This is a genomic window from Candidatus Nitrosocosmicus sp. T (assembly GCF_054408485.1).
This window is the reverse complement of the sequence record NZ_CP166992.1, coordinates 2,503,259-2,517,123: the sequence shown is the minus strand read 5'-3', so window position 1 is coordinate 2,517,123 and position 13,865 is coordinate 2,503,259. Positions and strand designations below refer to the sequence as shown.

Below are 13,865 nucleotides of genomic sequence, written 5' to 3'. Positions count from 1 at the left end.
ATGAAGATGACTTGAGTTGTCTTAACAAAACCTATAAATATTCTATCTACTAGAATGGAAATTGAATGGTCTATGAAATATTCTGTCAAATAGTAATCTGATTAGGATATAATGGAGATGGCGTTTAATTGTTTGTTATCTTTCTCTCTTTATTAATTATTTTGTTTAGTCTATTTTTCAATAATTACGCAATTGGACAGACTTTGGAAAGTATAAATGAAAAGTTTCATGTAACTAATCCCCAAATAGAAGTAGGATTAGAGCCAAATGAAGTAAAAGTCGATAAATTTTTAAACAAAGTATATGTGGCTAATGAACGTTCAAATTCTATATCAGTTTTAGACAGTAATTTGGGAACCTTGAAAGAAATTTTTGTTAATACCATACCTCACGATGTTGAAGTAAATGACAAAATACATCATGTCTATATTTCAGGTAAATCTCCTTCAGAAACTATCTCCATAATTGACGGCAGGACCGATGAGCTACTACAAAATATACCTTTGAATGAAGAGCCGCTTGATATTGAAGTCAATGAAAAAGAAAGTAAGTTGTTTGTGGCAGGAAAAGACGGTATAAGGATGATTGATGATAATGGCTCCAATCCTCTCAATATCGACTCAGTTAAGAAATATGATGTAGAGGCAAACTATTCTAAAATAGCAGTAGATGAAGAGGCAGAAAAAGTTTATGTAATTAATCAAGATCCACCCGAACTGCTCATTTTTGATAATGATTTGAAAATTTTGGAAAAACTATCCATTCCAGATAAAAAACAGCCGCTTGATATTGAAGTCAATGAAAAAGACCATTCTGTTTATATAATCACAGAGAAGAATTTTTACAAACAGTATAATGATACTAGTATGATGGGTGTCGTGTTAAATAACCCGCCTCGTACTTTAGAAGTCGACGAGAATTCCAATATAGTTTATGTAATTTCTGATCGCGATATTTCCATTATAAATGGCACTACAAATCCTAAAATTGACAAGATAATTCCTTTGTTAGGGCCGCTCTTAGAAATAGAAGTCAATGAAAATTCCAATATAGTTTACGTACTAGCTGAGCACGGCCTTTATTCGCTGAACGAAAAAACAACCAAACTTATTAATATCAACGTATCCGAACCACTTTCGAATATTGAAGTAAATGAGAACAGTAACATTATTTATTTGACTTCAGAGAATTCTGATAGCTTGTTTGCAATCCATGGTCCTAAACACAAGGTTGCCGTGGGAATTACATTTAATATATCCCCATTAAATTCAGGCAGGATTTTGTGTGGCGATGAGAAAGCTGAATATCCGGTAAATCAGTACTTGTATGAAGAACCAGGAATAACCTGTATAGCAAAGGCAAATAGTGGGTATGAGTTTGTAGGCTGGAGCGAGAATATCGATTCAAATACTACGAGGCCTCTGAAATCATGTGTAGAAGAATCCACTGGTCTTTTTGATCCAGTCATAGAACCGATACAAAAAACTTTGCAAATTTACAACGACACTGCGGAGACATCTTTATGCATAACCCAATATGGTACATTTACTGCTAGTTTTAGAGAATTGCCTGCTCCCCTTCCTACTACATACTGGATTCCTCTCTATGGTTTAATTATTTCAACTATCATTGGTGCATCTATTCCAAGTATTATAGGATGGGCTAAAACAAGAGGAGATATAAAAAAATCAAATCTTCACCGTAATAAAATAAAGTCTTTGTACGATGTAGGCAGACGAGATGATAATGATTTTGAATCACTCAACAAACTGAAAAATGAAATCTCTGATTCATTTTCAAAAGGTAAGATAAGCCAATTTCACTATTCGAATTTGAAAGATGAAATATCCATACTATATCAGGAGATATTTATGAAAAAAATTGATTCTATGTATGATGATAAAGAAATAGATCTTTCATTAAAATTAAAACTTGTAAGAGAGATTAAGGATGCATTTTCAAAAGGCAAATTAACCGAACTTCATTATAATTTGCTTATGAATAAAATTTCAGAGATGTAAAAATAGAATATATGCCATCTCCTTTATCTTAGTTATTTATGAAGTCTTCAAAACCAATACCTGAAGAATGGCTAAGTCGGTTTCGTCGATATTGCCAGATATTATTTATGTCATTGGGTCGTTACATTGGAAAAACAAAGTTCATGTACACATCTTGATAATTCTTTTAGTTTTACGGGCTTATGCAAAACCTTTGATATACGTGCTTCTTTAAATTCATCGCCATTGAGATATTCGTCATCAAAAAATCCAGTAATAAGGAGAATTTTTACAGAAGAGCTATGATCTCTTATTCTTTTAGCAAGATCGATTCCGTTCAGATTAGGCATTTTTAGGTCTGCAATTACTAACCAATATCCTTGAGGATCATCCTTAAAATGTTTGAGTGCTAAGAGCGGATCGGTGAAAGAAACAGAATTATAACCAGACCCTTCTAACAGTCTCCTAAAAAGACTTGCAAGTTCTTCATCATCGTCCACCACCATTGCAGCTGGGGGTGTGGACATGTCTTATAGTACGTGTCATTCTATATAAACATAAGATAAAAATTATTCTAAAAACAATTTGTAATGAGATTACTAATCTAAACGGTTTACTAGTGATCGAAAATCAATAAACGTGTATATTTCTTAGTTTGGTGGCGCGCAGTTACCATTAGGAACTTAATTCCGACGGGATAAGCACTGCTACTAATATATTGTGATTCTTATTTCAATCAAAGGTTTTGATCAATGAAGATAGACCGATTGTAGTATAAATTTAAGAGTTAAATGAATTCGGTTAATTAGAGAATAAAGAAACTTTGGTTTCGGTAAAATTAAATTACAAATAATACAGGAAAATTTATCTGTAAACTAGTCCTGCCGAAGTAGTAACATCAGACACGTTATTATAAGATTTATCCTCCAAATCACTTAACACATCTAAAATCTTTTCTTTATTTTGAACTACATGGTGACCTCGTACAAATTCAAGGATCTTGTTCTTTTCTGCTGGAAAATCTACGTCCTTTAACAATTGTCCAATCTCTGAAACTAGAGCGTAATTTTCTACATTAACTTCTTTTCTCTGACCCTCAACGGCATTTTGTTCATTTATCATCTTGCCTGTTTTACTTTCTGGTCCACCAGATCGCGGAATTTGGTCATTTTTTTCTTGGTTCATATCATGTATGTTCGTCAAATTATATAACCTTAATATTAATTGGAGTGGACAATTTAGTCGAATTGGATGAAACTTTCATTCTAACCAAATATTATAAAACTGTATGTGAATGAAGGTTAGCCATGGCTTTTAGTTAATGAAAATCTAGTTAAGTTGGAGATGATCGCAAAATGTTGATGGGCATCTTCACATTATGAGAATTCCTTCATCAATATAACCATTATAGTAGGTTAGACAACGTAATTACTCTTCATCATAAATAATGATAATAAAAGTTTCTACAGCTAAATTTTTTTACTAAAGTTATAATATATCATAACCAATATTTTATTGTGCTTATTGATAATAGCAGATCCGATACCATAACAAGAAGGAGTCGTGTTCTATAAAAAAAGTGCTTCCTAGTTATTATTTGATTATAAGCATATTCCAGATCTGTTCCAGATCTTTAAATTGATACTAATAGTTTTTTAAAACGAATAAACTCTTTTAGTACAATTGGAATATTTGATGCTAATTTTCTCTAATTAGCCAGAGATTTAATTAAAAGAATTTATTAACTTTATAACTTGGTATCAAATAGAATGCAGATTTAACTTCATCTCCAGTTATTGCTTTTTCTCATGTATCGAATTCAGCGCTACCAAATAGAACCGAAAATGCTTTACACCAGATTAATACCGTATTATACTTTGATAAGTCGGTATCAGGAGGTAGGTTGTAATTTTGATTCCCGTTATTAGATTTTAATTTCCCAAGATTGACATAGTCAGAAGCGCCCTTATCTGTAGATAGATAGACGTACAGATCAGGTCCATTTGTGACCTTCAGATTTTCTAGTCTTAATATATTACTATTATCCGACAAAGGGATTATCTTTGCTAGGCCTTCAGCATTATGGATACCATCATTAACCCCTACAAATGTTGCTGATTCTGATGATTGATTTGATTTGGTCGTGACATTAGTATGGAGATCATCATTTATCCTACTATTATTCCCCAATTCCGCAAATTGAACTAACATTTGGTTTTTTTGTTCATTAGTCATGCTTCTTGCCATGTTTGTCCTCTCATCCTCGGTCATCCTTGTGAATTCTTCAAATGCAACAGAATTATTGATATTCGGAGGAAGGGGTTCATTTACTTCTGTTGATATAAATAGGGGCGAAACCAAATAAAATGTTACTATAATTAGTGATAAAACTATAACTGAATAAATGATTTTCTTTAGATTATTTTTATTCAAACATTAGTAAATTATCTAAAGTTGCAATTAAAGATTACATAAAGTCCTTTTGGCCTTCCCATAAGATAGGATAGGCGCTAAGAATTCGAATATTCAAAAAGCCTATTTTGTTAATGGGGTCTCTTAGTACCGAGCTTTGCTTATGGGTATAACTCAAACTTAACAACCTAATATTGATAGGTTACTATCTTATAGTATCAGAAATCGTTATATTTGTTTTTCTATCTGACCGATCCAAGTTGGCAAAATATGGTGAAACCTTGTTCCTAGTAAAAATTTCAAAGCTTGTAAAAGTTAATTAAGCATATAGACCAACAATGTTTGTTACTTTAGTAAATAACCAAATCAAGAATTCAAAATTAGATATCTCATAATAAAGAGATTAATAAGGTAATAATAATCATATCACGTTCAGTTACTCATTATATAAATACGGAACAATGTTTGGCGGAACTTGAACTATAATCATGATCCACAAATGAATTAGGTAAAATCTCCTTCAAATGATTTGTTCGCTCCCCCTGACACGTACATACTGTTTTTGCTAGATGAAGAAGAAATACTATTAAAATCGAAGCTATGGGGTTACTAACAGTTAGATAACAACAATTGAATAAATCCTAAGGACTGATTTCGTCTCAAAGGGTTAGAAATTCTATCCTATATGGACATAGAAAATTCTACATTTGAATTAGAACCCTGCTACCATAGGAACTTAATCTCAACAAATGTGGACCGATATCTGTGTTTCTGATTCATAAAGGTTAAAGATGATGAAAATTAGACCTTCTGCTACCTTTATTTTGAGCTTTATACAGCCATTAGATCAACTGGACTTCGGCATTCTGTTTGCTTAATGTTATCTTTTCTATTTTCTAATATTTTCTGTATTCCCTCTAACATAAAGCTAGTAGAATCTGATGTAATCTTTTCTCTTTCTTGTAAACTTATGAAAGTGTTAGTCTGTATTCCTAAGTTGTATAGGCTGTTTTCATTAGAGTTTGTTTTGAGCAAAGATAAATCAGATATTATCTTAAGTAAACTTTCTTTTGATATTTCTCCTCTGATAATTGTTTTGCCGACGTATTCTTTACTATAATACATTTCGCCACCAATTTCTTGAATGTCAGTTACTTTGGCATTATACTTTGAAATAAAATCTTGCACTTGACCTTTTGTTCCAGTATACACTATAGGTATTATTGCATGTGGTCCTTCTATTGCATTATATTCCTGTGCTAAGACCCTCAACTCTCTTTCAGCTTCAAGTTGTTTATAGTCTACATATGCAGGACCCAAAATTTCATAACAAATACCATCAAGATTGACATTCACATTTTTCTTTTGGTAAAAAGTAAACGCTAATTAAAAGCTTATAGCTCCTACAATTATAAAGATTATGATTAGCGGAATTATTAGTCTTAACATAATCTGTTACTGCCTTTCTTCCTAACTATCAGCTATAATCCGTGTAGTATGTATATCGTCTTTCAACTTCTTTGTTATTCCCACTAGTTACACTATGGATTGCTTTTCGTAGTCCATTTCTAACATAATCTCGGAGATATTCTGTATGTGTATTTGCAGGATACAGATTAGATAGAACATACTCAAAATGTTTCATAAATTCTACCACCTTTATTCTGTATTCTTCTTTTGTCGGTCTCTTGTTGTCTGTTACCTTAAACCATGTGGTAGCACAGGGTGCCGCATAAGCTCTTGCCATGTCATCAATTACTCTATCAATTTCAAATAAATCTGGTTGCATACTATAATATACACAAGTCAAAGTAATATTCTTCATTGAAACAAAAGATGTTCCAAGATTTCCGCAACGGAAATAAAGTTATGGAGTCCTTTTAATCAAAAGTTATAACTTACCTAATTTTTTCCGAAATAGAAATAAGCATCTTCTTATCCTAATTGTCATAAGATGATAGATGAAATTGACAAAGTAATTCTTTCAGATTTAAGTAAGAATGCTCGTATACCCGTAGCTGAAATTGCTGGTCATCTTAAACAAATGGAACATAAAATAACAGAGAGAGCAATACGATATAGGTTAAGGAGGTTAGAGCAATCTAATACCATTTTGGGATATTCGCCGATCTTCAATCCCTCTCTTATTTCTGATAAAATCAGTAAAACTATATTATTAAAGTTCAAAATTACTAAGAATACTTCTAACCATTTAGATAGATTAAACAAATACATTGACGAATCACATTTCTGTTTATTTTCTGCTAGAATGGGTGGGGATTTTGATATGATATGTCATTTTGTTTTTGATTCTATAGAGCAATATGAATTAGAAAGTGACAATTTTATAAATCGCTTCACAGAATTAGTTTCAGAATATCGAACTTATGATTCTAAAATCATAAAAGCAACTCCTTATTCGATATTAGATGAGCAAGTATCAAACGAAAAGAAATTTAGAATTTACAAAATAATAAATTCAATAAGGAAATCAGAAAGCTTGAACACAAGCTTCAACTCACAGTAGACAGTTTGGTCAAATATTTTGATGCTACCTTTGCACGAATGTGGATGTTAGATAAAGATAACAAAAACCTTATCTTAAAATTCAGTTCAGGGATATATAGGAATATTACCGGCGAGTTTTCGAAAGTATCAATAAAGGTAAACAGTAAAATAGGTACAATTGTTATTAGAAATAAACCAGTAATTACAAATGATGTTATAAATGATCCAAGAATCAAATACCCCAAATGGGCGGAAAAAGAAAAGCTAAGATCATTTGCAGGTTATCCAATTACACATGCTGGAAAACCTATAGGAGTGCTCGCATTATTTAGTAAAAAGACTCTTTCACCTATTGAATTTGAACTACTTGGAATATTTGCTGAACACATATCAAAAGAATTATCTGCTTTTTACGAAGCTAAAGAATTGTTAAACATGACTTGATTCTACAATCTGTTTTTTAGTTGAATTACAAACCCAATTACCACTATGAACTTAATCCTCCACGGCGAGTACTGTTACTAATAATGATGGTGCTTCTTCTTTCATTTTGCAAACCTGGATATATTGACACAACCCTTTTTCAAATTTCTTTTAAAGATAAATAAGTATGATAACCCTCATATGCGATATGAGTAAATTTGATTATAGTACCGTAGAACAAAAAACCCTTAAGTTTTTAGAATCATTACAAGGGCCTCCACTTTATACTTTAACTCCTAATGATGCTCGTGCTGTTTTATCTGGTCTACAATCCAAATCTGTTCAAAAGCTTCCTGCAGAGATAGATAATCATACCATCTCAAATGGTCCAAATGGCGAGTTACAAATTAAAATAGTTAGACCGGAGGGCAGTAAAAATGAAAATCTTCCTGTTGTGATGTATTTTCATGGTGGTGGATGGATTCTAGGTGGATTTGATACACATGAGCGATTGTTAAGAGAACTTGCAAATGGTGCCCATGCAGCTATTGTATATGTTAATTATTCACCCTCTCCTGAAGTAAAATATCCTATACCAATAGAAGAAGCATATTTTGCTACATTGTGGATTGCAAAAAATGGTCAAACTCTAAATCTAAATACATCTAGAATAGCTGTGGCTGGTGATAGTGTAGGAGGAAACATGGCTACTGTAGTTGCAATGCTGGCCCAAGAACGTAGTGGTCCCATCATAACTTTTCAATTACTTTTTTATCCAGTAACTGATGCGAATTTTGATACTGATTCCTATTTGAAATACCAAGAAGGTTATTTTCTTACCCGAGAAGCCATGAAATGGTTTTGGAATAATTATCTTTCAGATGATGCTAATAGAAAAGACCCGACTGTTTCTCCCTTGCAAGCATCGATGGAACAACTTAGTGGAATGCCTCGTACACTTATCTTAGTAGGGGAAAATGATGTACTACGTGACGAGGGAGAGGTTTATGCCCATAAATTGATGCAAGCTGGAGTTCCAACTACTGCCAATCGATATCTTGGTACCATTCATGACTTTGTAATGTTGAATGCTATTACTGATACACCAGCTGCTAGAGGAGCAATTGATCAAGCTTCTCATATGTTAAAAGAGATATTATATGGATAGTAAATCGTCTAATTTAGGCATAGTTTAGTTTCTTATAAAATTTATCAACGACGATTTGATTCAATAAAATAATACTTTTTGCCTAGAAATCAATAACTGGATAATATTTATGATATTATCACAATTCAGTTCGGATAAAATCTGTGATTTTATAATTATACAGTATCCGCTAGACTTGACATATTCATTAGCACCCACTTACTTCGAGTAACTTGATCCCTACGGATGAGGACTTTTGAAATATCTTATAATTAAGTTGAATCGCTGACAAAAGCTTTTTTGTTATATCAGACAAGTTAGTCCTGAGCAAGGAAAAGACAACCATGCTCGCATACGACAAAGTGAATACAGATAGTTGCATTTATGTTATCTCTAACAGAGATCATTCGTGGCACCATGTGTCTAGTTCAACTAGTTCAAGCCACAAGATTTCCTTAGAGAGCGGGTCCTAATGCAAAAGGAACTCTTATCTACATTGGTACGATTGATATTTTATGAAAATTATTAGTGCCACTCCCGAAATTCCTAGTATGAGCAAGGAGGAAGTAGAGAGATTCCTTGAAAATTCACTGAATTTGCAGTTAGCCACCATCGATGAACGAGGTGATCCAAATATCCAACCAGTTTGGTTTTACTATGACAAAGATGGAGAAAAACTCTGGATAAACACATCTAAATCAGCTAGAAAAACTCAAAATATCCAAAAAAGGTCAACTATTTATTTTTCCATTGATGATGAAAATCCTCCCGTCAGGGGAGTTAAAGGTAAGGGTATTGCCACGATAATTGAAGATCTAAAAATAGTCAATCCACTAGGAGACAGAATTAGTTTGAAATATCTTGGTACACTAGACCATCCTATTGCAAAAATGATTTCAGAAGATTCAAAGAAGGGAGAAGTTGTACTTGTTGAAATTAGTCCAAAGTTCTTTTCTACTTGGGATTATGGTAAAATGCAGTTCTGACCTACTTATAACAATATTTGTTTACAAGTTTTTTTAATTATCAAAGTATATAGATATTAGAATCCCATTTAATATACCGATATCAGCACTCATTCCCATGTAGAGGACTTGTAGTTTGAAATATCTTTTAAATATTCTAAAAAAATTGGGGATACTAGTCGGGTATTTTTGCTGGAACCCTAGCATACATCGTTTTTCTTAATATAAACGCAAATCCAATAGATACTGCCGAAAGTAATACCGCGGTAAAAAAAACTAGGTTGTATGACTGAGCTGATGGATATAATTCTACTGTTCCAATATTCTCATGATCTGCCATATATACTCCAGCCAGTGCGGGGCCTATTGCCATACCTATGAACAATAATAGTGCACCAATTCCTACTGATATTCCCGTAAATTCTCTTGGGGATGATGACACTATAATATTCCACGTTGTGGTCATTGTAAGCGATAGGCCTACTGCGATCGTGGCTAAATTTACAGAAACTACAAACTCCGTTGAATGAAATATTAGTAATCCAAATGTACCAAATAGGCTAATGATTCCACCAATTATGGCTGGTTTTATATTGCCAATTTTGTTTAGAATAAATGGAGTAATGCTTGCAAACACCAAGAAACTGACCATAAAAGGTAACTGAACGTTTGCGGCGTCTATCGAATCACCTCCGAAACCCAACGGAATTGGACTCCTCACCAACTGGACTATTGTTGGATAAATCATGAACATAGCGATTCCTGTAGATATTAATAGTATAAATGAAGGTAGAAGAATTCCATCTCGTAATAATCTCAAGTTAACGAATGGAGGTATCGCCCTTCTTTCTATTACTACAAAGATAGATAATGAAATTGCAGATATTATGAATGCTCCCGCAATTTGTAATATATTTTCATTATTTACGCCGATTTGTATGATTGTAAGTGCAATAAGAAATGAAGCAATTGTAATAGAAAGAGCCACTATACCTTTAATATCTATTGAAAACGGTCTTCCTTTTTTCTCTGATACATCTCCTGGAGTCTTTGAATTATTTGATAGATTTGGTACATTGTATTCCTTTACAAATCTTGCAATCAACAGAGTTACCACAATGGAGAAAGGTATTATAGCTAGGAAAGTAGCATGCCAACCAAAGGTTTGGATTATGCTAGCACCAACCAATAGTCCAACTACTGAACCAGCTGAATACGCAGATCCAAATACCCCTACTGCTATAGATAATTTAGCCGGTGGAAATGTATCTCTAAGAAGACTAAATGCAGCTGGAACTGCTGCTAACCCCACACCTTGAATAATTCTTGTAATAAGTAGAAAAGTTATGTTATCTGCTAGTCCGCCAGCCGTGAGTCCTGCTATATATATTACAAGTAATGATAGTAATACTTTCTTTTTTCCAAATAGATCAGAAAGTCTACCAGCAATTGGAGTCATTACTGCAGCTACAATTAAGTAAGCACTAAATATCCATGCAGCCGTTCCATAAGAAATGTTCAAATCTTTTATTATCTCTGGTATTGCAGGCAGAAGCATGGTTTCTGAGAAAAAAACTGTCAATAGAGTGCTACTAAGAATTGCTAAAGTTAACCACGCATGACGACTAACAACCGTCGTTACGTTGATCGTATTATTTTTTTCAGTTCTATCTTTAGTCATGCCTACTTACCTTATCTCATTAACTATAATAAGGTAAGTATTTAAAATATTAGGTGACGATTTGGTAAGTTGATAGAAATTGAAGGAATAAATAGTATTAAAAAGAGATATAAAAAGTTGCCTCATAGATTCTATATACAGTAGTGATTAAAAGGATGTAAATATTATTTGTTCCAAATAGCAGATCCACCAATTCCAATTAATTCCTGTTTTGCTTCCTGTAAACTCTAATTAAAGTTCAAATCTGGGACTAGCAGTTTTAAATCATATAAGAAGATCTGTTAATTACATATACTTTCTAATAGATTTGGCGGTTATCTTTTCAATCTTAACCGGATCGGGATTGTCAAATATTTGATCACAACAATATTTGACAGAAAACAACGCCATCTGTTCCATTATTGGTTGTAGCTCTTTTCCCTTTTGAGTAAGATAGTATTCTATCCTAATTGGAGTCTCATTATATACATGACGTTTAATAAGACCATCCTTTTCCATTTCTTTTAGCCGTATTGACAAAGTTTTTGGGTTGATCTCTTCTATAGAATTCAAAAATTCGTTAAATCGTTTTTGTTTATCGTAAAGCATATTGCGTAATATTAAAAGAGAAAATTTTTTACCAATTATATTAAAGGTGTTAAACACAGGACAACATTTGCATTCCATATCCTCTATTAGCTTTTGGCGACTTGGATTTCCTACCTTTTCTTGATACTGTTCTGAGGTTTTGAGTTCTACCAACTTAACAACCCTATATTTACTTACATATTAATCACTTACCAGTTTATATACTTACCATATTATAGTTAATATCATAAAGTGATATATTCAATGATAGAAAACCGATATAACTCAAATTATGAAATTTCCTATAGAATTGGAGAAGAAGCAGGATGTACTCGGATTAGCACATGGGTATTTGAGTGTCATCCTCATACAATAGATAATGTTTTCAACAGCCGTTCTTGCTGTGACATAGATCCTATGAAACAATTAAGAAATTATTAGAAAGCTAATTTTTTACAGCACTAAAAGAAATTTATATGAATAAAATGAAGAAAATAATAGAAAGAGAATGGTGAAGAACCATTGACAGAACGACTGAATTAACTATTAAATCTATTGAAAAACAATGGCAAACCTGCGTATTACCATCAGTTACAAAGAATTCTATGAAGAATTATGAAAGATGGTTACGTCTGATAGCAAACAATAACGGTAAGAAGGTATTATTTTAATTGCATCTATTTTTGTATGTCTATATATTAAATATCAATTATTCAAAATCAAACATGTCATCGATTTTTTCATTTTCCTTAAATGGCTTTTTATAATAATAATATTCAAGTTTATTCTCAACATTTTCGTCATTAGAATTCTCTTTGGGTTGAAAATCTTGATATGTCGTATTATCTTTGTCACCATCTTCATCAATAAAGTCAAATGTATTTTCTGAATCATTCTTGTCTAACCAAATACCCTCACACTTTGGACATTTATCCACTTCTTTGTCGTATAGCGGTGTTATTATTAATTCCAAAAAGCAATGAGGACATTTCATTTTTTGCTAATTAATATTTAGATCATTCCTTATTAGCTCCATATTAAAGTCAATAGCAACAAGATGGTGCGTATAAACAAGTATTTATCGAAATTAGTCTAAAGTTCTTATCTACCCGGCATTATGGTAAAATGCAGTTCTGACTTGATTACGGTTAGAGAGTTTATCTTGTTTTTATGTTGATCGTTGGATTTTAGGCGATTTATTTAACTAAACAAACAAGTTTAAAATACAATTTTATCCATATATGCTCTGTCTATCTATACCTATTAAGGTTTGATGTTAGAATATTTGTATTGTCAAATGAAAAAAGCAATGAATCTATTTCTCATACAAAGAAACTCGAAAATCGCATAGCTATTGTTACTGGATCTGATTCTGGCATAGGTCAAGCTATAGCTATTGCATTTGCAAAAGAAGGTGCTGATATAGTCATAACAAGGCATAAAGATACAAAAGGTATAGAAGAAACTAGAAAAGCTATACAGAAAACAGGACAACGTGTAATTATCGTTGAACTTGATCAAAAGTCTTTATCTGATATAGAAAAGGTCTATGAGGAAGCAAAAGAAAAACTCGGACTCCCTACTATTCTTGTAAATAATGCCGCAACAGATAGTACTGGAAAGCATGTAAAGGATATGTCTATTGAAGAATGGGATGAAAAAATTCGCACCAATTTATATGGGCCTTTTTATTTTTGCAAGTACTTTTTAAAAGAATTAGAATTGTCTAACAATAAAAAGAATGCCTCAATCATAAATATAACGAGTGTTCATCAAGAAATCCCTAGAGTGGGAGCATCTGATTATTGTGCCGCTAAAGGCGCTTTGAGAAATCTTACATACTGTTTAGCACTGGAAGTAGCAGAAAAAAATATTACTGTAAATAATATTGCTCCAGGAATGGTTTTAACACCCATGAATCAAGAAGCGATAGATAATCTTCAGGTAAGAAAGGAACAAGTCCAGTCGATCCCAGTAAAGAGAGCAGCAGAGCCAAACGAAATTGCACATGCTGCAGTATTCTTAGCTTCCGATGATGCCAGATACATTCATGGTACAACTTTATTTATCGATGGGGGGTTAATGCAATACCTCGGCCAAGGCGCTTAATTATGCGGTGGCCAGAGTGTAAATGTCACTGACTCATACATTTGGATATATAA

The 13,865-nt window shown here is 32.7% G+C and carries 14 protein-coding genes; 6 read left to right on the top strand and 8 right to left on the bottom strand.

Going from position 1 to position 13,865, the window contains the following annotated elements; genetic code table 11:
• Positions 1 to 161: 161 nt before the first annotated feature.
• The gene (locus tag AB0A59_RS12930) at positions 162 to 2,021 is read left to right on the top strand and encodes a YncE family protein (protein ID WP_458744398.1); all 1,860 of its coding nucleotides are present in this window, start codon (positions 162 to 164) and stop codon (positions 2,019 to 2,021) included.
• Positions 2,022 to 2,131: 110 nt separating this feature from the next.
• Here AB0A59_RS12930 and AB0A59_RS12925 read toward each other — a convergent pair whose 3' ends face one another.
• From AB0A59_RS12925 to AB0A59_RS12905, 5 genes are all read right to left on the bottom strand, one after another.
• Positions 2,132 to 2,527, bottom strand: coding sequence for a response regulator (locus AB0A59_RS12925; protein WP_458744397.1), 396 nt, complete (start codon positions 2,525 to 2,527; stop codon positions 2,132 to 2,134).
• 337 nt (positions 2,528 to 2,864) lie between these two features.
• Positions 2,865 to 3,203, bottom strand: a complete 339-nt coding sequence (locus AB0A59_RS12920) for a DUF2795 domain-containing protein (RefSeq protein WP_458744396.1) — start codon at positions 3,201 to 3,203, stop codon at positions 2,865 to 2,867.
• 603 nt (positions 3,204 to 3,806) lie between these two features.
• Positions 3,807 to 4,433 carry a DM13 domain-containing protein gene (locus AB0A59_RS12915; RefSeq protein ID WP_458744395.1) on the bottom strand — a complete coding sequence of 209 codons (627 nt, stop codon included), beginning with the start codon at positions 4,431 to 4,433 and terminating at the stop codon, positions 3,807 to 3,809.
• Positions 4,434 to 5,243: 810 nt separating this feature from the next.
• Positions 5,244 to 5,768, bottom strand: coding sequence for a hypothetical protein (locus AB0A59_RS12910; RefSeq protein WP_458744393.1), 525 nt, complete (start codon positions 5,766 to 5,768; stop codon positions 5,244 to 5,246).
• A gap of 121 nt (positions 5,769 to 5,889) precedes the next feature.
• Positions 5,890 to 6,222, bottom strand: coding sequence for a hypothetical protein (locus tag AB0A59_RS12905; protein ID WP_458744391.1), 333 nt, complete (start codon positions 6,220 to 6,222; stop codon positions 5,890 to 5,892).
• Between the two features lie 144 nt (positions 6,223 to 6,366).
• On the opposite strand from AB0A59_RS12905, the gene AB0A59_RS12900 reads away from it, so the two are divergent.
• The 4 genes from AB0A59_RS12900 to AB0A59_RS12885 all read left to right on the top strand — a co-directional run bounded on the left by AB0A59_RS12900 (position 6,367) and on the right by AB0A59_RS12885 (position 9,476).
• Positions 6,367 to 6,939 (top strand): Lrp/AsnC family transcriptional regulator, encoded by a 573-nt coding sequence (locus AB0A59_RS12900; protein ID WP_458744390.1) that lies wholly within the window; start codon positions 6,367 to 6,369, stop codon positions 6,937 to 6,939.
• A 5-nt stretch (positions 6,940 to 6,944) separates the two neighbouring features.
• Positions 6,945 to 7,364: a GAF domain-containing protein gene (locus AB0A59_RS12895; protein WP_458744388.1), complete on the top strand. Its 420-nt coding sequence runs from the start codon at positions 6,945 to 6,947 to the stop codon at positions 7,362 to 7,364.
• Positions 7,365 to 7,551: 187 nt separating this feature from the next.
• Positions 7,552 to 8,511, top strand: a complete 960-nt coding sequence (locus AB0A59_RS12890; RefSeq protein WP_458744386.1) for an alpha/beta hydrolase — start codon at positions 7,552 to 7,554, stop codon at positions 8,509 to 8,511.
• Between the two features lie 494 nt (positions 8,512 to 9,005).
• Complete coding sequence (locus AB0A59_RS12885; RefSeq protein ID WP_458744384.1) at positions 9,006 to 9,476, top strand: pyridoxamine 5'-phosphate oxidase family protein; 471 nt, start codon at positions 9,006 to 9,008, stop codon at positions 9,474 to 9,476.
• 154 nt (positions 9,477 to 9,630) lie between these two features.
• Here the strand turns inward: AB0A59_RS12885 and AB0A59_RS12880 are convergent, their stop codons facing one another.
• The 3 genes from AB0A59_RS12880 to AB0A59_RS12870 all read right to left on the bottom strand — a co-directional run bounded on the left by AB0A59_RS12880 (position 9,631) and on the right by AB0A59_RS12870 (position 12,697).
• Entirely contained in the window at positions 9,631 to 11,136 is a 1,506-nt protein-coding gene (locus AB0A59_RS12880; protein WP_458744382.1) for an MFS transporter, read from the bottom strand.
• A 285-nt stretch (positions 11,137 to 11,421) separates the two neighbouring features.
• Positions 11,422 to 11,877: a winged helix-turn-helix transcriptional regulator gene (locus AB0A59_RS12875; RefSeq protein ID WP_458744380.1), complete on the bottom strand. Its 456-nt coding sequence runs from the start codon at positions 11,875 to 11,877 to the stop codon at positions 11,422 to 11,424.
• A gap of 535 nt (positions 11,878 to 12,412) precedes the next feature.
• Positions 12,413 to 12,697, bottom strand: a complete 285-nt coding sequence (locus tag AB0A59_RS12870; RefSeq protein WP_458744378.1) for a TFIIB-type zinc ribbon-containing protein — start codon at positions 12,695 to 12,697, stop codon at positions 12,413 to 12,415.
• Positions 12,698 to 12,993: 296 nt separating this feature from the next.
• Between AB0A59_RS12870 and AB0A59_RS12865 the strand changes: the two genes are divergently transcribed.
• A complete protein-coding gene (locus AB0A59_RS12865) occupies positions 12,994 to 13,812 on the top strand; it encodes an SDR family NAD(P)-dependent oxidoreductase (protein WP_458744377.1) in 819 nt (272 codons plus the stop codon).
• Positions 13,813 to 13,865: the final 53 nt, after the last annotated feature.